General features: G+C 56.2%; 15 protein-coding genes, 1 pseudogene and 1 CRISPR repeat array. Of the genes and pseudogenes, 7 read left to right on the top strand and 9 right to left on the bottom strand.

The genetic code is table 11. The features are described 5' to 3' along the window. From holA to leuS, 3 genes are all read right to left on the bottom strand, one after another. On the bottom strand, window positions 1-850 hold an 850-nt coding region (gene holA, locus M7R55_RS07505; RefSeq protein ID WP_298219799.1), incomplete at its 3' end, for a DNA polymerase III subunit delta. 3 nt (window positions 851-853) lie between these two features. Continuing rightward, window positions 854-1,417 carry an LPS assembly lipoprotein LptE gene (gene lptE, locus M7R55_RS07500; protein WP_298219798.1) on the bottom strand — a complete coding sequence of 188 codons (564 nt, stop codon included), beginning with the start codon at window positions 1,415-1,417 and terminating at the stop codon, window positions 854-856. A 3-nt stretch (window positions 1,418-1,420) separates the two neighbouring features. After that, window positions 1,421-3,874: a leucine--tRNA ligase gene (gene leuS / locus M7R55_RS07495; protein WP_298219800.1), complete on the bottom strand. Its 2,454-nt coding sequence runs from the start codon at window positions 3,872-3,874 to the stop codon at window positions 1,421-1,423. 155 nt (window positions 3,875-4,029) lie between these two features. Between leuS and M7R55_RS07490 the strand changes: the two genes are divergently transcribed. Beyond that, window positions 4,030-4,419, top strand: coding sequence for a hypothetical protein (locus M7R55_RS07490; protein WP_298219797.1), 390 nt, complete (start codon window positions 4,030-4,032; stop codon window positions 4,417-4,419). Window positions 4,420-4,430: 11 nt separating this feature from the next. After that, the gene (locus tag M7R55_RS07485) at window positions 4,431-4,616 is read left to right on the top strand and encodes a hypothetical protein (RefSeq protein WP_298219796.1); all 186 of its coding nucleotides are present in this window, start codon (window positions 4,431-4,433) and stop codon (window positions 4,614-4,616) included. Window positions 4,617-4,724: 108 nt separating this feature from the next. On the opposite strand, the gene M7R55_RS07480 is transcribed toward M7R55_RS07485, so the two are convergent. From M7R55_RS07480 to M7R55_RS07455, 6 genes are all read right to left on the bottom strand, one after another. Further along, window positions 4,725-5,333 carry a superoxide dismutase gene (locus M7R55_RS07480; protein WP_298219795.1) on the bottom strand — a complete coding sequence of 203 codons (609 nt, stop codon included), beginning with the start codon at window positions 5,331-5,333 and terminating at the stop codon, window positions 4,725-4,727. 193 nt (window positions 5,334-5,526) lie between these two features. Then, a complete protein-coding gene (locus M7R55_RS07475) occupies window positions 5,527-6,216 on the bottom strand; it encodes a zinc metallopeptidase (RefSeq protein ID WP_298219794.1) in 690 nt (229 codons plus the stop codon). Then, a complete protein-coding gene (locus M7R55_RS07470; protein ID WP_298219793.1) occupies window positions 6,216-10,154 on the bottom strand; it encodes a translocation/assembly module TamB domain-containing protein in 3,939 nt (1,312 codons plus the stop codon). The genes M7R55_RS07475 and M7R55_RS07470 overlap by 1 nt, the downstream gene beginning before the upstream one ends. After that, complete coding sequence (locus M7R55_RS07465) at window positions 10,154-11,962, bottom strand: autotransporter assembly complex family protein (RefSeq protein ID WP_298219792.1); 1,809 nt, start codon at window positions 11,960-11,962, stop codon at window positions 10,154-10,156. The genes M7R55_RS07470 and M7R55_RS07465 overlap by 1 nt, the downstream gene beginning before the upstream one ends. Beyond that, window positions 11,940-13,856 (bottom strand): DNA topoisomerase IV subunit B, encoded by a 1,917-nt coding sequence (gene parE, locus M7R55_RS07460; protein WP_298219791.1) that lies wholly within the window; start codon window positions 13,854-13,856, stop codon window positions 11,940-11,942. The genes M7R55_RS07465 and parE overlap by 23 nt, the downstream gene beginning before the upstream one ends. Window positions 13,857-14,002: 146 nt before the next feature. Beyond that, window positions 14,003-14,920, bottom strand: coding sequence for an EamA family transporter (locus M7R55_RS07455; protein WP_298219790.1), 918 nt, complete (start codon window positions 14,918-14,920; stop codon window positions 14,003-14,005). A gap of 158 nt (window positions 14,921-15,078) precedes the next feature. On the opposite strand from M7R55_RS07455, the gene trxA reads away from it, so the two are divergent. The 5 genes and pseudogenes from trxA to cas2 all read left to right on the top strand — a co-directional run bounded on the left by trxA (window position 15,079) and on the right by cas2 (window position 21,662). Then, window positions 15,079-15,942, top strand: a complete 864-nt coding sequence (trxA, locus tag M7R55_RS07450; RefSeq protein ID WP_298219789.1) for a thioredoxin — start codon at window positions 15,079-15,081, stop codon at window positions 15,940-15,942. A gap of 154 nt (window positions 15,943-16,096) precedes the next feature. Continuing rightward, a pseudogene (locus M7R55_RS07445) lies at window positions 16,097-16,751 on the top strand (hypothetical protein). Window positions 16,752-17,164: 413 nt separating this feature from the next. After that, window positions 17,165-20,398, top strand: a complete 3,234-nt coding sequence (cas9, locus tag M7R55_RS07440) for a type II CRISPR RNA-guided endonuclease Cas9 (protein WP_298219788.1) — start codon at window positions 17,165-17,167, stop codon at window positions 20,396-20,398. Between the two features lie 3 nt (window positions 20,399-20,401). Next, window positions 20,402-21,337, top strand: a complete 936-nt coding sequence (gene cas1 / locus M7R55_RS07435) for a type II CRISPR-associated endonuclease Cas1 (RefSeq protein ID WP_298219787.1) — start codon at window positions 20,402-20,404, stop codon at window positions 21,335-21,337. Window positions 21,338-21,353: 16 nt separating this feature from the next. Continuing rightward, window positions 21,354-21,662 (top strand): CRISPR-associated endonuclease Cas2, encoded by a 309-nt coding sequence (cas2, locus tag M7R55_RS07430; RefSeq protein ID WP_298219786.1) that lies wholly within the window; start codon window positions 21,354-21,356, stop codon window positions 21,660-21,662. A gap of 62 nt (window positions 21,663-21,724) precedes the next feature. Continuing rightward, window positions 21,725-22,023: direct repeats of the CRISPR family, unit length 36 nt; unit sequence ATTGTAGCCATCCGGGGTGAGAGAGGGAGCTACAAC. Between the last annotated feature and the right edge of the window lie 57 nt (window positions 22,024-22,080).

The raw sequence follows: 22,080 nt of genomic DNA, 5'->3' as shown, positions 1-22,080 counted from the left end.
GGGCATACAAGGGTCGGCGGCCTTTGGGCACCGGCAAACGGTCGATGGCCGCGGGCTCATCCAGTGTAGCCAGTAGGCGCAGTTCCCGACTCAGCACCCACAAAATCAGGATGGCATCGACACCCTCTTCCCGCAACCGGGCAAGCAGATGTCCCGCACGGGCGCGGTCGCCATCCAACAAAGCATCGCCCAGATCAAACGGGTTGAACCGGGACTGATCGGTAATATTTTCAAGCAGCGCCTCCGCCGTCAGGGGATTGGGCAAATTCAGCAAGCTGAACTTGTCGAGTTCCTGTTTGGCGGCGAGCAGGTTGCCTTCAACCCGCTCAGCAATCAGTTGCGCGGCATCCGGCCGTATCTGCAAACCGAGCTTGGCACCGCGCGATTCGATCCAGCGCGGCAGATCGCGCAAACCAATCGGCCAGAACTGGATGGTGACGCTCGCCTGACTCAAGGCACTGAACCAGACCGACTTCTGCGCATTCATGTCCAGTTTCGGCAGGCTGATCAACCAGACATCGTCCGTCTCATCAGCGTTCGATAATCGGGCTGCCAAGGCTTTGATCGCTTCGCCACCCTCCTTGCCCGGTTTGCCGCCGGGAATGCGCAAATCAACCAGGCGTCGCTCGGCGAACAGGGACAGATTCGCCCCGACCGACTTGAGACTATTCCAGTCAAAGCGCCCCTCCACCTCGAACCGCAGGCGTTCGGTCACGCCGGCCGAACGGGCATGCCGGGCAATGGATTGACGGGCCTCATCCAGTTGCAACCAGTCGTCGCCCACCAGTACATAAAGGGCGGCCAGTTTTTTGGCCAGCGCCGCATCCAGTTGTTCCGGACGCAGATTCACGGATCAGTGCGCCGCCGCTGGCGGTTCCATCTTCACGGGCGCACTCAGGCGGTAGAACAACAACCGGGCCAGTGTTTCGGCCAGTTCCTGACGAATCTGGGCCTCGTTACTGGTGGAAGCAATGACACCCGTCGGATCGTAATTGTAGTTACGCGCCTGCCCGATCGTCTGCTCAGGCAGACGCCGTCCATCAGCCAGCTCGATGTGATAGGTAATCCGCTGGTACAACTCGTACTGTTGCACGGTTGCCTGCGGTGTAACCACGGCGACACGCTGCTCGACCGTATTCCTGTCGATCACGAGGGTGGCCGATGCCTTGCTCGGGTCGGTCACGAGGGTGCTGTTTGTGTTCAGGAACAGACGTTGTAGCTGCTGGTACACCGGATCGCTGGTACTCATGCCCTGTACATAAACTGTTTGATAAACCGGATCGAGGCTCGTCACGCCACGCAGGTGGTAGCCGCAGCCCCCCAGCGCGAGCATTGCGAGAACGGCCAGCGCACCAAAAAAAGCGATGGCGTGCGATGGCAGGAAACGGGCTAAAAACGAAGAATTCTGGATGGTCACAGGTTACCCCACCACGATATTGATAAGCCGACCGGGCACGACGATGACCTTCTTGATGGAAACCCCGTCAAGATAGCGTTGCACATCGGGATTGGCCACGGCCGCCGCTTCTTGCATAGACTTGTCGGCCGTTGCCGCCACCAGAATCTTGCCGCGCAATTTGCCGTTTACCTGCACGACGAGTTCGATTTCGTCGCGCACCAGTGCAGCGGCATCAACCTGCGGCCACAGCGCGTCGATCACAAGGCCTGTTCCGCCCACTTCAGGCCAGAGCGCGTGGGCGATATGCGGCACGATGGGCGAGAGCATCTTGATCATGTTTTGCAGCACTTCGGTGATCACGCCGCTTGCTGCAGAATCGGTCCCTTCAAAACGGTTCAACTCGTTGAACAGCTCCATATTCGCCGCAATCACGGTATTGAAGGTTTGGCGTTTTTCGACATCATCGGTGACACGCGCAATGGTTTCGTGCAGCTTGCGGCGCAGAGCGCGGGCGGCATCGTCCAGTCCGTCGGTCACCAAGGGCGATGGCTGCCAACCGGCCTGTTTGCGGTCGTACACCTGACGCCACAGGCGTTTGAGGAACCGATGCGCGCCCTCGACACCGGCATCGGACCACTCCAAACCCTGATCCGGCGGTGCGGCGAACATCATGAACAGGCGCACGGTATCGGCGCCGTATTCCTCGATCAAGGGTTGCGGATCGACCGTATTGCCCTTGGACTTGCTCATCTTGCTGCCGTCTTTATTCACCATGCCCTGCGTGAGCAGGCGGGTAAACGGCTCGGGTTTGTCCTGGGCAATCAGACCTTCGTCGCGCATCAGCTTATGGAAGAAGCGCGCATACAAAAGATGCAGCACGGCGTGTTCGACACCACCCACGTACTGATCGACCGGCAGCCAGTAATCGGCACGCTCGTCGAGCATACCCTCGGTGAAATCCGGGCAGGTGTAGCGGGCGTAATACCAACTCGACTCGAAGAAGGTATCGAAGGTATCGGTTTCGCGCTCGGCGGCACTGCCGCATTCCGGGCAAGTCGTCTCGATGAATTCACGCGACTGCTTGATCGGCGATTGCGGGCCGTTCATCACCACATCGGTCGGCAGGATCACCGGCAGTTGATCGTCCGGCACCGGCACCGCGCCGCAATGCGGGCAGTTGATGATTGGAATCGGGCAACCCCAGTAGCGTTGCCGCGATACGCCCCAGTCGCGCAGGCGGTAGTTGATTTGCACTTGGGCCAGCTTCTTGGCTTCAAGATGCGCGGCAATCGCATCGAAGGCCGTCTCGAAATCCATCCCTGAGAACGCAGCGGAATCGAACAGCTTGCCCTTGGCGGTCATCGCCCCGGTGCTGTAATCATGCGGCTCAATGGACTCGATCACAGGCTTGATCGGTAACCCATACTGCCGGGCGAATGCGAAATCGCGCTCGTCGTGCGCCGGTACAGCCATGACCGCACCGGTGCCGTATTCCATCAGCACGAAATTGGCCGACCAGACGGGAATCGGTTCGCCGGTCAACGGATGTGTGACGGTGATGCCAAGATCGACACCCTCTTTCTCCATCGTCGCCATTTCCGCTTCCGCCACCTTGTGATGGCTGCAACGGGTGATGTAGGAGGCGATGTCGGGATTGGTTTCCGCCGCCTTTTTGGTCAGCGGATGTTCGGCGGCCACGGCAAGGTAGGAAACGCCGTAAAGCGTATCCGGTCGCGTGGTGAACACCGTGAGATTGTTGCCATCGGGCAAGGCAAAATCGACCTGCAAACCACGCGAACGGCCAATCCAGTTGGCCTGCATGGTGCGCACCTGTTCCGGCCAGCCATCCAGTTGCTGCAAATCATCCAATAATTGATCGGCATAATCGGTGATCTTGATGAACCACTGTGGAATCTCGCGCCGTTCGACCAACGCCCCGGAGCGCCAGCCGCGGCCATCGATGACCTGCTCGTTTGCCAGCACGGTCATGTCGACCGGGTCCCAGTTCACCACGGCGGTTTTCTTGTAGGCCATACCCTTGCGCACGAGACGCGTGAATAGCCACTGTTCCCAGCGGTAGTACTCCGGCGTGCAGGTGGCCAGTTCCCGCTGCCAGTCGTAGGCCAATCCTAAGCGCTGCAACTGGCCGCGCATGTAATCAATGTTCTCGAATGTCCAGCGCGCCGGAGCGTCGCCATTTTTCAGCGCCGCGTTTTCCGCGGGCAACCCGAACGCATCCCAACCCATCGGTTGCAACACATTCTTGCCGCGCATCCGTTGATAACGCGCGATCACATCGCCGATGGTGTAATTGCGCACATGCCCCATGTGTAACCGCCCGGAGGGGTACGGAAACATGGACAGGCAATAGAATTTTTCCCGCGTCGGGTCTTCCACCGCGCGAAATACATGGCGGTCGGCCCACAGACTCTGGGCTTGATCTTCAACTTGGGCGGGAACGTATTGCTCGTGCATCATGGCGATTGGGTGCGTACTTGATGATATAAGGGGGACGATATAAAAAGGGCGTTAAGAATACCCGAAAAACCGGACTACTGCCCCAAAAAACCGTGTCCGGGTACATGAGCCTCGGTGTATGCTGAGTGCAGATCTTCAGGAGGAATCGCAACATGTCTACCGACGAACAAACCAAAAATACGTCCCACGAAAGCTTGAGCGACCGTTACTACCACTGGCTGGGCACCATCTACGCCCGCCTGCTGGACGATGAAAGCCGGGCCATCAAACGGCACAGCGATGAAATCATCGACGAATCCCGTGCCGAGTTGGCCGGGCACGAATACCACCCTGATCTCGTGGACACCCTCCGCATCGACATCGCCAAAGCACAAACTACCCTGCGTCAGGATCGCGAAGCCTTTGTGAAGGAATGGCGGGATATCGAAGCCGACCTCGGCATCAAGCTGCTTTCCATTGCCGACAAGACTGATGTCGAACTCAATGCGATGCGCGAAGAAGCGAACCTGAAGCGTCACGACACCAAACATCAGGACAAGTGAAGAGGCTGCCCGTGAAACGGTATTTCCTCTGGATTTTGCCCGTACTTGTCGCCATCGCGCTTTCGGGTTGTGCGTCCACTTCCTGGCGTTCCGGCGGTTCCTCCGGTTACATCAACGGATTTTCTTCTGACGCGCCCCAAGAGTCACCCCGTGTGTACGGCCAGATCAACTCATCCTATACACACCGGATCGATTAGCGAAATCGACCCGATCATGCTTCCTGCCTGATTTCTGCCCCCCTCAAAACGAAAACCCCCGCGACCGTCCCCGGCGCGGGGGTTTTTGACATTCAGACCTTGTCTGACTTACTTCGCAGCAGCATAACGGCTGGCAACCGCTTCCCAGCTGATGACGTCCCAGATAGCCTTGAGATAATCCGGGCGGCGATTCTGGTAACGCAGGTAGTAAGCGTGTTCCCAGACATCGATACCGAGGATGGGCGTGCCCTTGATCTCGGCGATGTCCATGGTGGGGTTGTCCTGATTCGGCGTTGAGCAGACGGCGAGCTTGCCCTGTGCGTCCACGATCAGCCAGGCCCAGCCTGAACCGAAACGCGTGGCACCAGCGGTGCTCATCTGATCTTTCAGCGCGCTGAACGAGCCGAAGGTGGAGTTGATGTCATCGGCGAGTTTTCCAGCTGGCGCGTCGCCGCCATTGGGGGAAAGGATGGTCCAGAATAAGGCGTGGTTATAATGCCCGCCGCCATTGTTGCGCACGGCTGGCGGGAGTTTGGAGATATTCGCCATCAGTTCTTCGATGGGTTTGTCATCCCACTCGGTACCGGCAATCGCGTTGTTGCAGTTGGTCACATACGCGCCGTGGTGCTTGGTGTAGTGAATTTCCATGGTTTGCGCATCGATGGATTTATCGAGCGCACCATAGTCGTAGCTGAGTTCCGGAAGTTGAAAAGCCATATCGTGCTCCTGATCTGGATTGAAAGAAGTTGCCCTGGGAGAATTGCCATGGTGAACAGCCCACAGATAATGGTCGATGGGCGAACCTGGTATTCATGACACCGTATTTATAACATAGTAGAACGACACCCATGGACGCTACCGGCGATAAATTGGACATAAGAACATGGCGAACTTGTTCAAGGGCGTTTGATTACATCCGCAGTCCGCGCAACCATTTGACGACATTCAGCACCGAAGACAGCGCCTGAGCCACATAGGTGAAGGCGGCCGCACGCAGAATCTGCCGCGCCGGTTTTCTTTCGGCCTTACCCAGCCAGCCGCCCTCTTCGAGCATGGGCAGCGCACGCTTGAAGCTGGCATCCAGTTCGATGGGCAGGTTCGATAACTGCGCCATCAGGGGCACCGCCATCGTCAACACGCCGACGACCAGCATCACCAAGGCGGGCGCGGGTTGCTTTTCGATCAGCGTCACCACCGGAATCGCCACCAGAATCCAACCGGCCACGCGTTGCGCCCAGGCGCTGCGTTCGACCATCTCCTGTCGTCGCACGAAGGCCGGATCGCCCTCGGCGTGTTGCAGGGCATGACCGACCTCATGCGCTGCCACGGTAATCGCCGTGAGCGACCGGCCACTAAAATGCGCGGGCGACAAACGCACGCTCCGGGCATGAGGGTCATAGTGGTCACCTTCCTTGGTAGCCTCGACCGTCACATCACCCAAGCCGCGCCGATCCAGCAGGTAACGCGCTAGATCCGCGCCGGAAAAAGGATAGCGGTCGGCCGGTTGGGCGTGGCGCGCCATCACCTGGCCCACCCACCAGTTCGGCCACCAGGATAACAGTGCGAGTAGGCCCATCGCGGCCAGTAACAAAATCGACATCAGTGAATCCGGTAGATCAGATCACCGCCGGTCGCATCCGGACTCGTGGTGACTTCGATAGAAAACAGATTGCTTAATTTGTATTGCGTGATGATTTCACTCAAGCCATTGACCACACCCACCGCGTAACGCACAAAGAGACGTTCACCGATTTTTTTACCCAAGGAAAGCTGCGTATCGCCAAACCCCCCGGAGGTATCCAGACCAACCGAATCAAAGCCGAATTTCTGGCCGATATCACGCACGATATCGTTGCCCTGCGCCACACCCAGACCGGCGATGGCATTCATCAGCATGGCCCGATCCCCCGATCCCGAATCGCTCAAGGGCTTTCCGGTCAGCAGTATCGATAATGCATCGGATTCGGGCAAGGAGGGCGATGAAAACACGGTGGTTTTGGGTTGATATAACGTCCCTGTGATGTTCAACCCGACCGTGGTGGCGCCAACCACCCGTTGCGCGGTGGCCGCAATACCCGGATCGCCCAGCGGCCCGACAAACTGTAACCGCCCCTGTTTGACGGCCAGATTTTGCCCGTAGGCTTTGTAGGTGCCGCGGATCAGATCAATTTCGCCGAATGCAGCCAAAGGCGCGTTCGGGCGCTGACGCAGATTCAGCGTACCGGCAAGATCAGTCGAAAACCCCATGCCAGCGAGCGAAACCGCCTTGCCCAGAATCAGTTTGATATCCGCCGTTACGGGATAAGCCGCGGTGGGCATCGGCTTTTTCTCGCCCACAATTACCAAATCACTGGTTGATTTGACCACCGCATCAGGAAGTTTTTCAATGCGCGCGGTCACCGTGGGCAGCGTAATTGAACCGCCGATTCTTGCCCCCGCCTTGCTGGCGTCCAGCGTCAGATCCGGGCTGGCATCAATCAATAAATTCGGCAGACGCAATACCGGCACGTCTTGCCCTTGAATCTGCGCCTGCACCTGCCATTGAGGCAACTGCGCCAAATCGCCCGTGCCCTGAATATTCAGGCGCCCTACCCCCGTTTGCTGCGTGCTTGCTGCGTTGCTCGTAGAGTTGTGGGAAACGACACCGTTCAAACCACCGGAAAAAACAAGTTGTCCGTTGCCGTCGATCTGCGCATTGAGCGTGCCTTGATCATAAGCCACGCCGGTATCTGGCAGGGTGAACGCCAGTTGATCGACCACGAGCCGTCCACTGGGTTTGGGTTGATCGAGCGTACCGCCAACCGCAAGATCGGCGCGCGCCTGTCCTTTGAGCCCGTCAACTTGCGGCAGGAAGCCTTGCAACATCGCAACGCTGGGCAATACAGCCTTGAGGTCGAGCGCCAGTGGTTTTGACCCGGTCAGCCCCACGGTGCCGCCGCCTTTGATATTGAGCAAATCCGGCACATCGGCGCTGAGCACACCATTGACGACACCCGATTGAACGCGGGCGGTCAGATCAACATTCTTGTATGGATAGGCTCGATTACCCAGGATATCGGGCAGGCGAAATTCGCTGTCGGGCAAGCTCAGTTTCAGCGTGCCTTTCGCCTGCCCCGCCGTGATCGCACCATCGGCCATTAACCGCACCCGCCCGGGCAAATCGGCGGCAACCGGCAGCCACGGTGTGATCAGCGCCAGAGGCAGATCGGCATCCAGCCGACCCTTGCTATTTTCCTGACGCGCCAAGTTCCTGGCTAGGTCAATGCACAGGTGACCGGACTGGTTTTTTGAACCCGTATCGGTGGCAAGACAGGTTTTGCCCAAGGTTTGTTGTTGCGTGGTCAACGTCAGATCGGCGGGTTTCTGAAGATGCCAAGCCGGTATCGATTTACCGTGAAACGGCGCGGGCACCACATCCAACCGTTTGATCTGCCCGCCCCAACGTAATGTGGGTGTACTCCCAATTTGAGCCAGCAAGCCATCGATCGCCAGGCGCACCTGCCCCTGCGGGCTCCCCGCACTCAACCTAAAACGCTGTGCCGCACTGAAGCCGCCACCAACATCGGCGCTTTGCGCATTGAACACAAATTGCGGCCATTGGCCTTGGGCATCCAAAGTAAGGTTATTCAAACGCACATCAGCGGTTTTTTTGGCATTCTCTTGGGTCAACCGATCGGCACGCAGGGAAAGATCGTACACCGATGTTTGCTGCTGTTTCACACGCCCGTTCAGGCTCAAATTGGCCAACTGCCATTGCTTGTAAGCCAGATTACGGGCGAGCAAATCGACAGTGGCTTCAGGATGCTGCACGCTGCCCGTCAACCGGGTTTTAAGATCAAGACTGCCGGTTAAATCAGGCAAATTGACGGCGCGCCAGGGAAGATGCGCCAGTTGGGGAATATTCGCATTCACGGTCAAATCGACAGGTGTATTTTTGGTCAAGTCCGCCATCGTCACACGGCCTTTGGCATCAAGGGACGCATCGGCCACATTGATTTTCGCCTGCTTCAAGTCAAGCCGCTGATCGGCATATCTACCCTGTAAGGCCAGTGACAACGGCACCCGAACCGATTTTTGATTCGTCGCAGTTACGGGCACATGCAGCACCGTGCTCGGAATAGACCAATCAAAGTTTATTTGAGCATCTCGCAACGGATCAATACCCAATGAACCATCCACCTTCAGATGCGTGCTGATCGCCCCCTCAGCCGCCACGCCGTTTGGTGCCAACACATCGCGCAGGGCCGCTCGATCCAAATCCAGTGAGAGCGCTACAGGCCGTGCGCCGGTTAAACCCAGCTCACCCTTGGCCTTGAGCGCACCGCCTGCCAGTGTCCCGTGGGTTATATCCAGCGAGATCTTTTGGTTTGCCATCGCGCCATCCACGGTCAAACCCTCAAAGGGCAGCTGGGCAATGTGTCCGCCTAACGCGCTGAGATTGAACTGCAACTGCGCGGATGTTGATTTTTGGGCCGTATCTTGCCCTGCCTCGTTGCCTTGATCACCCGACTGAGCGTACGAGAGCTGGTAATCAAAACCCACCTGCCCCGCCGCTGCGGGCGCGATACGTGCCGGATTCAAACCCGTTGCCTGCCCGTGAATAGCGGCCTTGAGTTGTGGGGCAAAATCGACAATACCGCGCCCACATAACGATCCCTCGAGGGTATCGATGTGCAATTCTTCCAAGGTCATGCGCTGCGGATTGATCTGCGCATCGGCCTGCAGCGTGGCCGACGGGGTCACAAAGCCCTCCCATCGCCCGTTGACCTGCGTTTTTATAGCCGCCAGATTGCCGCCCAGTGTCATCTGCGCCAACGCCCAACCCTGAGGCAGGGCCACAATCGTCGCCAATTGGCCATCGATTTGATGCGGCGTTGCAATTGCCACCCGCACCGCGCCCTGCCCTTCGATGGTTGTTTTTTGCACTGCCTGATCGGTGTACCCACCGGCAACAGTCTGGCCGGGCAGACTCGCCACGATCTTGTTTATTTTTAATGAGATAGCCTGCGCATCCGCTTGACCATCGGCTTGCAGGGTCGTAAGCGTCAGACTGGTTTGCGGGTTTTGATCCGCCCGGGTTGACTGCACTAACGTGAAGTGATCGATCTGCAGATGCGCCACCTGCACACCCACCGGCAGTTTCAAGGGTAAATCAGACAAATTAAGTGGCGTGGCTGGCGTGGTTGATTGGACGGGTGGAGGCAGGCGCAGAACCACTTCTTTGGCGGTCAGGTTTTTTATGAGCAAGCTAAAGTGCCAGAACTGCCGCCAATCGAGCGCAACCTCGGCCTTGTCGATATCCAGGGACAAACCATCTTGAGCGTGGAAGGCGAGCTGATCGATACGCAGGCCCTGCCAGAGATTACCCTCGACTTTGCCCATCGAAAGCCCGGCCACTTGTTGCTGGGCCTGCCCTGCCAGCCAACGCACGCCGGGCGTGGTTGCCGTCAAACCGATAAATATTACAAAAACCAATGCCAGCAATCCGCCGATCAGCCAGCCGACGACCTGTAACAGCGGGGAGAACCAGCGCAGCATCAAAAGGCCGTCCCGATGCCCAGGTGCAATCGCGGCGTGCGTTGATTGCCGTCAAACGGATAGGCCACATCCACGCGCACCATCCCGACCGGCGAGCGCCAGCGGATGCCAATACCCGCACCCGTATTCAAATGAATAGCGCTCAAGGCATCGAAGGCGTTGCCCGTATCAACAAACGCGGCGCCCCACCAATCGCGCCCGTACACCGGATGCATCACCTCGGCACTGGCCGTGAACAGATATTGCCCGCCGATCACCTGACCGGTCGAATCGATCGGCCCCAGCGATTGATAGGCATAACCGCGCACGGATTGATCGCCGCCGGCAAAAAAACGCAGGCTTTTGGGTAAGGAATTGAAATCGGGTGTCACCACGCCACCCAACTCGGTGCGCGCCTTGAACACCCATTTCCCCACAGGATAAAGCCCCCCCAGCATCACGTGGGCACGCAACAGGGAGGTACTGGAGAGCAACGGCTTTGCCGCCGTGCTGATGCCGCTGCTGAACACGAATCCTTTGGTAGGGAACAGCGGATCATTGAGCTCCTGGCGCCCCAAACGGGCACCGAACAACCAAAAACCGGTCGTCTGTGCCGGATTGGTGCCGAACTGGCTGCGGTCAACCAGATATTCACTGTACAAGGAGCTCGTCCACGAATTGAAATTGCGTACCCAACGCAGGCCCGTTGTCGACGATAACGTTGTGATGCCGGTGTCCTGCTCCCGATCGAACACCTCATAAAGGTCATAATGCTGGTTCAGGGGATCGGAAATTTTCGGCATGCTGTAGGTGCCGCCGAGCGTTTGCTTGCGCTGTGCCAAAGACAAATCCGCTTTCCACGAATGGCCGGACCGGTTCACATATCGCTGGGTGATTTTGCCGCCGAAGCGCGCGCCCGTATCCGTACCATAACCCACACGAAGTTCATAACTGCGCGGCTCATTGGGCAGGGTGCGAATCGTGATGGGCACCTCATGCGCCTTGCGCTGATCCCATTGCGGGCGCACCCGCACGTCGCTGAAATATTGGCTGCTCGCCAGATTCTGGTTCATCGCCACCAGCGTTTGCGTGGAGTAGGTATCGCCGGTTTTCGCACCGACCAGATTCTGTGCCAGCTCCGGCTTGAGAATCGTCTGTTCGATCGTGATCTTGCCGATGTGGTAGCGGCTGCCCGCATCCAGATCGAGGTGAATCTCGGCCGTGTTGGTTTTCGGATCGACTAACAACTCATGCCTTCGCCAGTCGGCATCGAGATACCCCGCCCCGCGCACACGCTCGATGATGCCATCACGCAGGGCGACATAAACGCTCTGATTTAAAAGCGCAGCCTTCGCGGGACGCGCATTTTTGAGGTAGTCACGCAGAAACGATTGTCGGGTCAGATCGTCCCCTGCCGACGTGGTCACAACCACATCGACGGCGGCAATATGCACCCGCGGGCCGGGGGTGATGTCCATCGTCGGCATGGCGCAATCGGGATCTTGTTTCAAATGGGTTTGAATCCGTGCATTGAAATAACCCATGGCTTGCAGCGCATCCCGAGCCGCCATGGTTGCCGATTGCAAATAACGCCGCATCAATACGGGCGAGGCATCACACGTGAAGCGAATCGGCGGAACGGACAGCCCCACCTGTAGAATCAGCGCCTTGTTCTCGGCTTGGGTAATCTCACCGGTCAGTTGCAGTTGCGGTTTTCCACTGGCCGCCTGAGCCGCAGACAGGCTCAGAAACAGCACGAGCAAAAAGACAACCGGTGAAAACCACAACACCCGACCCAACATCAGATCACGCAACGATGGCCAGATCACCCTTGGCTTCCAGCCAGCCGCGCCGATCGGCTGCGCGTTTTTTGGCGAGCAGCATATCCATCAACGCATAAGGATCATCGTCCATCATTGATAATTGCACCAACCGGCGGGTTTGCGGGGCGAGTGTGGATTCACGCAGCTGGCCGGGATTCATTTCACCTAAGCCCTTGAAGCGGGTGACCTGGGGCTTGCCGCGTCGATGCTCGGCGGCAAAACGCCCCAGAATACCGTCGCGCTCGGCTTCATCGAGCGCGTAGAACGTCTCCTTGCCCAAATCGATGCGGTACAGCGGCGGCATGGCGACGAACACATGCCCCGCCCGAACCAGGGCGGTGAAATGCCGCAGAAAGAGCGCACAAAGCAAGGTGGCAATATGCAGGCCATCGGAATCGGCATCGGCAAGGATGCAGATCTTGCCGTACCGCAGCTTGGATAGGTCATCACTGCCCGGCTCCAAGCCAATCGCCACGGCAATGTCATGTACCTCCTGGCTGGCCAGCACCTGATCGACCCCGGTTTCCCAGGTATTCAGAATCTTGCCGCGCAGGGGCATGATGGCCTGAAAGTCGCGTTCCCTCGCCTGCTTGGCGGAACCGCCCGCCGAGTCCCCTTCCACAAGAAACAACTCGGTGCGCGAAATATCAGAAGCAGTGCAGTCGGCAAGCTTGCCGGGCAGGGCCGGCCCGGCCGTCACCCGCTTGCGGGCGACTTTCTTGTCGTTCTTGAGCCGTGTTTGTGCCGCATCGATGGCGATACGCGCGATGATTTCGCCCTGTTCGGGATGCTGGTTAAGCCAGAGCGACAGCGCATCCTTGATCACGCCACCGATGAAACTCGCCGACTCGCGCGAAGACAGACGCTCTTTCATTTGCCCGGCGAATTGCGGATCTGACAGCTTCGCCGAGAGCACGAACGCGACGCGATCGAACACGTCTTCGGGTGTCAACTTGACGCCACGCGGCACCAGATTACGGAAATCGCAGAATTCGCGCACCGCCTCGGTCAAACCCTGGCGAAGACCGTTGACGTGGGTGCCGCCCTGTGGCGTCGGGATCAGGTTCACATAGCTTTCGGTCAGCGGTTCGCCGCCCTCTTCCAGCCAGACCAGTGCCCAATCGACCATTTGCGGCCGCTCGGCCAGCTCGGCACTCATATGACCGACAAAACCCTGAGCCGGAATGATCGCCCGACCTTCGAGGGCGCCGAGCAGGTAATCGCACAGGCCGTTCTCGTAATGCCAGATTTTTTGCGGCTCGTCGCTGGACTCATCGAGAAAGGTCACCGTGAGACCGGGGCACAGCACGGCCTTGGCGCGCAACACATGCAGCAGGCGGCTGACTAGAAACTTGGGCTGATCGAAATAGCTTGCCCGCGGCCAGAAACGCAAACGCGTGCCGGTCTGCTTTTTCGGCACGGTACCGACCTCGGTCAACTCGCCAACCGGGACACCATCCTCGAAGGCCATCTGCCAGATTTTCCCGTCCCGACGAATCTCGACGGTGAGTTTTTCGGACAAGGCATTGACCACCGACACACCCACACCGTGCAAACCACCGGAAAAGCGATAGGTCTTGTCAGAGAATTTTCCGCCCGCATGCAGGCGCGTGAGGATGAGTTCAACACCCGTCACACCGTGCTCAGGATGAATATCGACCGGCATCCCGCGCCCGTCGTCGGTAACGGACAGCGAACCATCGGCGTGCAAAACCACATCGATCCGGCTGGCAAAACCGCTGACGGCTTCATCGACGCTGTTGTCGATGACCTCCTGTGCCAGATGATTGGGCCGCGTGGTATCGGTGTACATTCCCGGCCGCTTGCGCACCGGCTCAAGGCCGGTGAGCACCTCGATGGCGCGGGCATCGTATAGTTGAGAATTCGTAGAATCAGCCATGGAAAATCAATGCTCGGAACTGAAAACAGGGGACAAAACAGGATCAAACAGCATCACGGTTCGGTCAGCGATCAACGTAGGGCAGACACGTCATCCTCCGCTAGCGTGAAAGTGTACACGCAACGCGGTAGTTGAGGCCCATTCAGTCAATTCCGGCGCGATATGAGCGACAGAAGCAAAGCCGTGAGAATCAGGATGATGCCAATCAATTCGAATAATCCGGGCCGCTCGCCCAACTGAATCCATGCGCCCAAAACACCGACACTGGGAATCAGCAATGAGCCGAAACCGGCAATGCGGGTGGGCAGATTGTGCAGGGCATAAATCCAGAGCAGCCAACCCAGCGCCCCCGCCGGCACGATGTTGTAGAACAGAACCCAAAGCAGATGCGGTGTCCATTCGGCATGCCAGGGTTCAAGAATCACCGCTGCCAGCAAAATGGCAAAACCACCGAACAGCATCTGCCAGGCGGTGACATTGAGCAGATCAAGGCGATAACGACGACCGAATTTCTTCTGCCAGATCGAACCACCCGCCCAGGTCAAGCCAGACAACACGGCAAACAACGAAGCACCGATAGCCAGATGCCCGCGCCACGGCGCAATCATGAAAAACAGGCCCATACCCGCAATACCCAGCGCCAGCCATTGGCGGCGGGTCAAGCGTTCGTGCAGCACCACATGCGCCATCAACATCAGCCATAACGGCATGGTGAAAACGATCACCGCGGTCTCACCCGCCGCGCCGGTTTGCAACGCCCACATCATAAAGCCGACAAAACCGGCGGTCTGCAAGAGTCCCAATGGAATGACGTAATGCATGGGCGGCGGTCTGAGCGATCGGCCCGTTGCAGGCAGTAAGAGCAGCAGCAACACGGCGGGAATGATCGTGCGCAAGGCACCGAACCACAGCGCGGCAATCTCGCTCAAACCACCTTTCATCACCACCCAGTTATAACCCCACAGCAAGCCGAGCACCAGCAGGGCGACCAACGGCCAGAAATAGGGATGATGACGGGCGGAACGAGGGGCACAAACCGCCGGAGATTCAGGGATGGAGGACATAAGTTGACCCAGAGTGTGGCCGTGCCGAAAAGCAAAAAGGGGCTGGAGCATAGCAGTCAGATTCGGGTTTCGCCGTGCTTCTGCCTTGAAAAGTGTAGGAAGAGCCGCCATACATTCCCCACTTCGAGTTTTTTTCATTTTCAAACAAGAGGATGCCCATGTCCGATCTGCCTTATATTTTCGACGTTACCGCCGCAGAATTTCAGACCCGCGTCATCGATGCGTCTTTTCAGACGCCTGTACTTGTGGATTTCTGGGCGGAATGGTGCGGCCCTTGCCGGACGCTCAAGCCCATGCTCGAACAGATCACCGAAAGCTATGGCGGCAAATTGCAGCTCGCCAAGGTCAACACGGATGTCGAAGCGCAATTGGCCGGCCATTTCGGTATTCGCAGCCTGCCGACCGTGATGTTGGTCATCAATGGCGCGCCGGTGGATCAATTCATGGGGGCGTTGCCGGAAAGCCAGGTCCGTGAATTTCTGGAAAAACACATCGTTTCCGAGGTGCGGGCCCTGAGAAATCAGGCGCGCGAACAAGCCGATGCCGGTGCCATCGAACAGGCAATCGACCTGCTCAAGCAAGCCAATGCCATCGAACCAAATAATGCAGACGTTCTGATCGACCTGGCCGAAATCATAAGCAAGACGGGCGACCACGATCAGGCCATGCAGATTATCGATGCCCTGCCGATCGATGTCGCCACACGCAAGGATGTCAAGGAACTCAAAGCGCGCATTCATCTGGCGCAACATGCAGGAGATGGACCGAGTGTCGAGGAACTGCAAGCGCGCATAGCCACCGACGAAAACGATCTTGAAGCACGCGAACAGCTTGCCTCTCGTTGTGCCATGACTCAGGACTATGAATGCGCCCTCGCCCAGTTCTTCGCCATCATGCAACGCGATCGCCAATACAAGGATGACGCCGGTCGTCGCGGCCTGCTCGACACCTTCGAGCTTCTTGGCTCGGATCACGCTCTCACCAAGATCTGGCGTCGCAAGATGTTCAGTCTGCTTCACTAAATTTAGAGTCCCGGATGATTGTATTGACCTAAAGCGCTGGCCTTTGTTTGTTGCCCGAAGCTTGTTTCAATCTATCATCGACGAACATATCCGGCGTGGAGGTAGGCAGCCATGATGGTGTCTCCACACAAGAGCGCGCGAACCAACGCCCCGTATTCGCGCCGAGATTGCCACAAGTTCGGACAGTGCCCGTGTTCTGGCCCGACGCTATGGCATCAGCGAAGGCAACGTGTACAAATGGAAGCACCGATTCAGCACGATGGATCGCTCCCCCACACGGCCCACCGGTTGCAAACCATCCTGACGCCCGCGCAAGAAGCCGTGATGGTGTATCTGCGCAAAAATCCCTGCTGCTTCCCATTGGATGACTTTCTGGCGATCACCAGAGCGTTCCTGAGTCCGGATGTTTCTCTCTGGTCCTGATCGTTGTCTGCGTCGTCACACTGTCGGTAACCTTAATGCCCTGCATTAGGCATATCCGATCAAGATCACGTGCATCCTGACCGACAATGGCAAGGAATTCACCGACCGCCTGTTCGCTTCAAAAGAGCGACAGGTAAGCGGACGACATGAGTTCGATCAACTCTGCCAGGCATTTAATATCGAACACAACCTGATTAAACCCAAGCACCCCCCCAACCAGCGGCTCAATGGCCGGATTGCCGACATCACGAAGACCTACCGCATCATCAGCGGCGAAGATATGGTGTAAATCCTGATGCGTTATGTATACCTGTACAACCACCAGCCACCCCCAGTCGGCGCTGAACAATCGAACGCCCATCCAAGCCATGAAAGACTGGTATTAAACCCATCTTCATTTGTTTGTTAAAAGAGGCGCGCTCATAATCGTCCGGAAAGTGGCAGATAAGTCCTGCTCTAAAAGGCGAGAGGCGGTGCGCAAACGCACTAAAAATATTTAGCTTTACCGCCCACACAGAAGTCACTCATGCCAGAGCGATCAAAGTGGCGAACAAAATTTATTTGGGGGCGCCACCCAACCGCTTAAACGATTGAAATAGCGTGAGTTCATTGAGGGTTACCCGCAATGAATTTCCTCGAAAAATCCCATTGAAGGGGTGTTTCGAGGTTTCCTTAGATGCAAAAAGAAAGCCCACTTGTTTAAGGTGGGCGGACTAGGTTCAATTAAGACCTTTATTGTAGCAACGGCTCTCACCCCGGATGGCAACAATATACAAAGTATACATTGGAAGGAGTTTGTATGAAACATCCTGTTTTGAATTATCTTTTGGGCCTCGATATTGGCATGGCATCTGTGGGAGCCGCGTTGCTGGCTGATGATCATATTCACGCCCTGCATGTGCGTACGTTCAATAAGGCTGAAACCGCCAAGGAAGGCGAATCTCTCAATAAGATTCGTCGAGAGTCAAGATTGACGCGGCGTCGTATTCGACGGCGTGCATTTCGCTTGCTACGCCTGCGTCGTTTACTTAAACGCGAGGGGATAATTCCAACTCACTCACCAGAAGAGATCATCACAAAGATATCGCCTTGGGAATTGCGAGCAGAAGGGCTGGATCGACTGCTTACACCACATGAATGGGCCGCCGTGCTCTACCACATCGTCAAACATCGTGGTTTCCAGTCAAACCGAAAGGGTGAAGCCAAGGCCGATGAGAAAACAGGACAAATGCTAAGTGGCGTTACCTCAAACCAGAAACGAGTGTTGGACGGCGGCTGGCGCACAGTGGGCGAAATGGCTGCGTGTGATGAGTCCTTTGCGCACGCCAAACGCAACAAGGGCGGCGAGTACACCCATACCTTCGCTCGCTCTGACCTCGATAACGAACTCACCAGACTATTTGACACCCAGCACGCGCTCGGCAACCCACACGCAAAGCCCGAATTGCAAAAGTCCATCCATGAACTGCTCATGGCTCGCCGCCCCGCCTTGTCTGGCGAGAACCTGCTTAAAATGGTTGGATCATGCTCGTTCGAGCCTGACGAATATCGAGCGCCGAAGGCAAGTCACACCGCCGAGCGTTTTGTCTGGTTTACTCGACTGAACAATCTGCGGATCAGTAATCAGGGCGAAACACGCGCACTGAGTAATGAAGAACGCCAAGCCGCTCTCCAACTTCCATTTACCCAAACCAAAGTAACCTACAAGCAGATTCGCGCCAAGGCAGGTCTGCCCGAAGCCGCCCGCTTCGTTGGTGTGGACTATTGGAAAAAGCGCAAGGAGGGAAACGAACTGGCTGCAGAAGATACCGTGTTGTTTGAAGCCAAAGCTTTCCATGCGCTGCGCAAGGCCTATGAAGATGCCGGACTAAAAATCGAATGGACACGAGATGCCGCAAATCCTGATCGCCTAGACGATCTTGCCTATGCCCAAACCGTATTCAAGGACGACACCGAAGCCAACGTGTGGATGCAGGAAAAGAGGATCGGGAAAGACATCATTGAAGCCGTGCTGATGGTCTCATTCAGCGATTTCGTTCGCCTTTCCATCAAAGCATTGAGAAAGATCATTCCCTACATGGAGGCAGGTCAGCGATATGACGAAGCCGTATTATCGGCAGGTTACAGCCACCATAGCCAGCTTCACACGGATGAGAACAAGAAGCCCAAGCTGCCACCCATAGGCAAAGAAAACTTCACGAATCCCGTCGTTTACCGTGCGCTCAATCAGGCGCGCAAGCTGGTCAACGCCATTATTGACGAATATGGCCCGCCCGCCGCCGTGCACATCGAGCTGGCACGAGATTTGAGCAAGCCCTTTGATGAGCGCCGCAAGATTGAAAAGGAACAAGCCAATTTCAGGCAGAATAAGGAAAAAGCAGTTGATGCATTCCATCACCTGTTCGGTGCCATGCCTCGGCGCGACCAACTGAGCAAGATGCGTCTTTACCATGAGCAGGGGGGCAAATGTGCTTACACTCTGAACGCCATCGACTTGCAACGACTGGATGAGGATGGTTATGTCGAGATCGACCACGTGCTACCCTATTCGCGCAGCTTCGATGACGGCATGAACAACAAGGTACTAGTACTAAAGGTCGAAAACCAAAACAAAGGTAATCGCACGCCTTACGAATATATGGACGGCGAACATGACAGCGACCGGTGGCGAAGCTTCAAGGCTTGGGTAGACGGTAACAAAAACTACCGTCAAGCCAAACGTGACCGTTTGTTGCGCAAGGACTTCGGAGACAAGGCAGCCGAAGGCTTCCGTGAGCGCAACCTCACGGATACTCGATATATCGCCCGTGCATTCAAAAATCTTGTTGAACAGCACCTGCAACTGGCTGAGGATTCTCAAAGCAAACGCTGTGTAGTTGTATCGGGTCAGTTGACCGCGTTCTTGCGTACCCGCTGGGGATTAAACAAGCTGCGTGAGGAGGGTGACCTGCATCATGCGCTGGATGCTGCTGTGGTTGCCGCTGCCAGTCATGGGATGGTCAAGCGACTTTCAGATTATTCTCGCCGTAAGGAGCTGGCGATGGTTCGTGAGGGATTTATTGATCCGGAAACCGGCGAAGTAATGGATATTCATGCCCTGAGAAAATTGGAAGATCATTTCCCCGCTCCTTGGCAACATTTTCGCTGGGAGTTGGAAGCTTGGTTATCCAACGATCCGGTCCTGCAACTCGAGCATCTGCACGATTACAACAAAGCACTGCTTCCACTAGCGCACCCTATTCGCGTCTCCCGCGCGCCACTTCGACGAGGGCTGGGTCAAGCCCATCAGGAGACCATCCGATCCTCTCATAATACGAATGCACAAATCCCAGAGGGACAGAGCGCAGTAAAAACGCCATTGGAAAACCTGAAGCTCAAGGATATAGAGCGAATTGTCGGGTGGGATGATCCACGCAATACCAAGCTGATCGAGGCAATTCGCCAACGACTGCAAGCACATGGTGATGATGGGCAAAAGGCATTCAAAGAGCCACTTTACAAGCCCAGCAAGCCGGGGAAACTCGCACCTGTTGTGCGAACAGTCAACCTGATGGACACACAAAAAAGTGGCATCCCAGTTCGCGGTGGCATTGCCAACAACGGCTCCATGCTGCGCGTGGATATTTTCACTGATGGTAAAAAGTTTTATGCCGTGCCGCTCTACGTAGCAGACGCAGTGAAGTCAGAATTGCCGAATCGGGCAGTAGTTCAATCCAAACCGGAGGAGGAATGGACACTGATGGATGACAAGTACCATTTCTTGTTCAGCCTGCATCCTAATGATTGGGTGAAAGTTGAACAGAAGGGAAAGCCGACTCTTGAGGGCTATTTTGAGGGATTGGATCGTTCCACGGGGGCTATTTCAGTTTGGGCACATGATCGAAATCAGTCTATTGGCAAGAATGGCCTATTCCGCGGCATAGGCATCAAAACAGCCCTTTCCGTAGAAAAATCTCATGTGGATCTGTTAGGCCGCCTCTACCCCGTCAAGCAGGAAGCCAGGCAGCCACTCCATTCCAAACGTAAGGTCTGAGTCATGGCCTGGCGCAGCGTGGTGATTACCCAACCATCGCGCCTGCGACTCGAGCAAAATGGACTGGTGGTCGAACAGGATGAGGGCAAGCTGCGCATTCCCTTGGAGGACATATCCGTGCTGGTCATTGACCAGCCACAGGTCAGCCTTTCAGCGAAACTTTTGTCTGCTTGTGCAAGCGGGCAGATTGCTGTTATCACAGTAGACGACAAACATTTACCGAATGGCGTTCTGTTACCACACCTGCCACATAGTCGTGCCCTAAAGATTATGCGTGCGCAACTGGACATGAGCCTGCCCCGCAGGAAGCAACTCTGGCGAGGTATCGTACAACGAAAATTACTCAATCAGGCCGAGGTTTTGGCTTGGCAGGGGCATGTGACTGCCAGTTGCCACCTGCAGCGGCTGGCGAAATCCGTTCGTTCTGGGGATGCCGGTCATGCCGAATCCCACGGTGCGCAAGTTTATTTCCGTCATCTGTTTGGAGCTGGATTTAGTCGGGCACAGGAACGATTTCATAATGCCGCATTCAATTATGGATACAGTGTAATTCGCTCCACGCTGGCAAGAAATCTGGTTGCCTATGGCTTTCTAACGGCCTTCGGGCTGCACCATTCAAGCGAACAAAACGCATTTAATTTGGCTGATGACCTGATTGAGCCATTCCGCCCCATTCTTGATGCACATGTGCTTACTTATGCAAAGCCTGACACGTCTGAGCGTGAACTGACAAGAGAAGACAAAGCCCATATCGTCAGTGTGCTTCATCAGGATGTCTTGGTGCATCTATCAGATGCATCAACTGGAAAAAGTACTCTGCTTGCGGCTGCCGAATCAGTGGTCATTAGCCTTTCTCAGCGCCTCAACGACGACTTGCTAGCTTTGGCCTTGCCTAGTCTAAATTTATCCGAGCCTGACGAAGGCGAGAACAATGAGTAGGGAGACACGACGATTCATGCGTTTGATGGTTTTCTTCGACTTACCAACTTTAACGAAGGCGGACAAAAAAGCCTATGTGATCTTTCGCCGCTTTCTGATTCAGGATGGATATGACATGATCCAGTGGTCGGTGTATGGCCGTATCGTCAACGGTTTCGATGATATGGAAACGCACCTAAAACGGCTTTCTACCAACCTTCCTACAGAAGGTTCTGTGCGATGCTTGCAGATCAGCGAGAAACAATTTGCACAGATGAAATTACTGGTCGGTTCACCAAAAATTCAGGAAAAAAAGATTAATGCCCAGCAATTACTCTTGCTTTAGAACAAAAAAATTGCCCCGAACACTGCAACTGGCAAGGCAGAATGCGGGGTTCGTGGCAAGATATTGTAGCCATCCGGGGTGAGAGAGGGAGCTACAACGAGGCCGGAAACCGGCCCAAACCCCTCAGGATTGTAGCCATCCGGGGTGAGAGAGGGAGCTACAACGAGAAGGGACATTTTGATCCAAAATATCCGATTGTAGCCATCCGGGGTGAGAGAGGGAGCTACAACCAGGAAGGCCGCGTCGTCGTCCGGGTTGACATTGTAGCCATCCGGGGTGAGAGAGGGAGCTACAACCGGATGTATCGACGTCGCTGACATGCTGCATTGTAGCCATCCGGGGTGAGAGAGGGAGCTACAACCTCCTTTACCGTCATCCCCCCGGTCAAAAGATTGTAGCCATCCGGGGTGAGAGAGGG

Source organism: Halothiobacillus sp., assembly GCF_027346185.1.
Lineage (GTDB): Bacteria > Pseudomonadota > Gammaproteobacteria > Halothiobacillales > Halothiobacillaceae > Halothiobacillus.
Note: the sequence above shows the minus strand (reverse complement) of the source record. Positions and strands in the feature narration are given on the sequence as shown.

Excerpts from the sequence above, each read along its gene's own strand:
- leuS (WP_298219800.1), bottom strand. The coding sequence starts at position 3,874 with ATGCACGAGCAATACGTTCCCGCCCAAGTTGAAGATCAAGCCCAGAGT.
- M7R55_RS07490 (WP_298219797.1), top strand. The coding sequence starts at position 4,030 with ATGTCTACCGACGAACAAACCAAAAATACGTCCCACGAAAGCTTGAGC.
- M7R55_RS07480 (WP_298219795.1), bottom strand. The coding sequence starts at position 5,333 with ATGGCTTTTCAACTTCCGGAACTCAGCTACGACTATGGTGCGCTCGAT.
- M7R55_RS07475 (WP_298219794.1), bottom strand. The coding sequence starts at position 6,216 with ATGTCGATTTTGTTACTGGCCGCGATGGGCCTACTCGCACTGTTATCC.
- M7R55_RS07470 (WP_298219793.1), bottom strand. The coding sequence starts at position 10,154 with ATGCTGCGCTGGTTCTCCCCGCTGTTACAGGTCGTCGGCTGGCTGATC.
- parE (WP_298219791.1), bottom strand. The coding sequence starts at position 13,856 with ATGGCTGATTCTACGAATTCTCAACTATACGATGCCCGCGCCATCGAG.
- M7R55_RS07455 (WP_298219790.1), bottom strand. The coding sequence starts at position 14,920 with ATGTCCTCCATCCCTGAATCTCCGGCGGTTTGTGCCCCTCGTTCCGCC.
- trxA (WP_298219789.1), top strand. The coding sequence starts at position 15,079 with ATGTCCGATCTGCCTTATATTTTCGACGTTACCGCCGCAGAATTTCAG.
- cas9 (WP_298219788.1), top strand. The coding sequence starts at position 17,165 with ATGAAACATCCTGTTTTGAATTATCTTTTGGGCCTCGATATTGGCATG.
- cas1 (WP_298219787.1), top strand. The coding sequence starts at position 20,402 with ATGGCCTGGCGCAGCGTGGTGATTACCCAACCATCGCGCCTGCGACTC.
- cas2 (WP_298219786.1), top strand. The coding sequence starts at position 21,354 with ATGCGTTTGATGGTTTTCTTCGACTTACCAACTTTAACGAAGGCGGAC.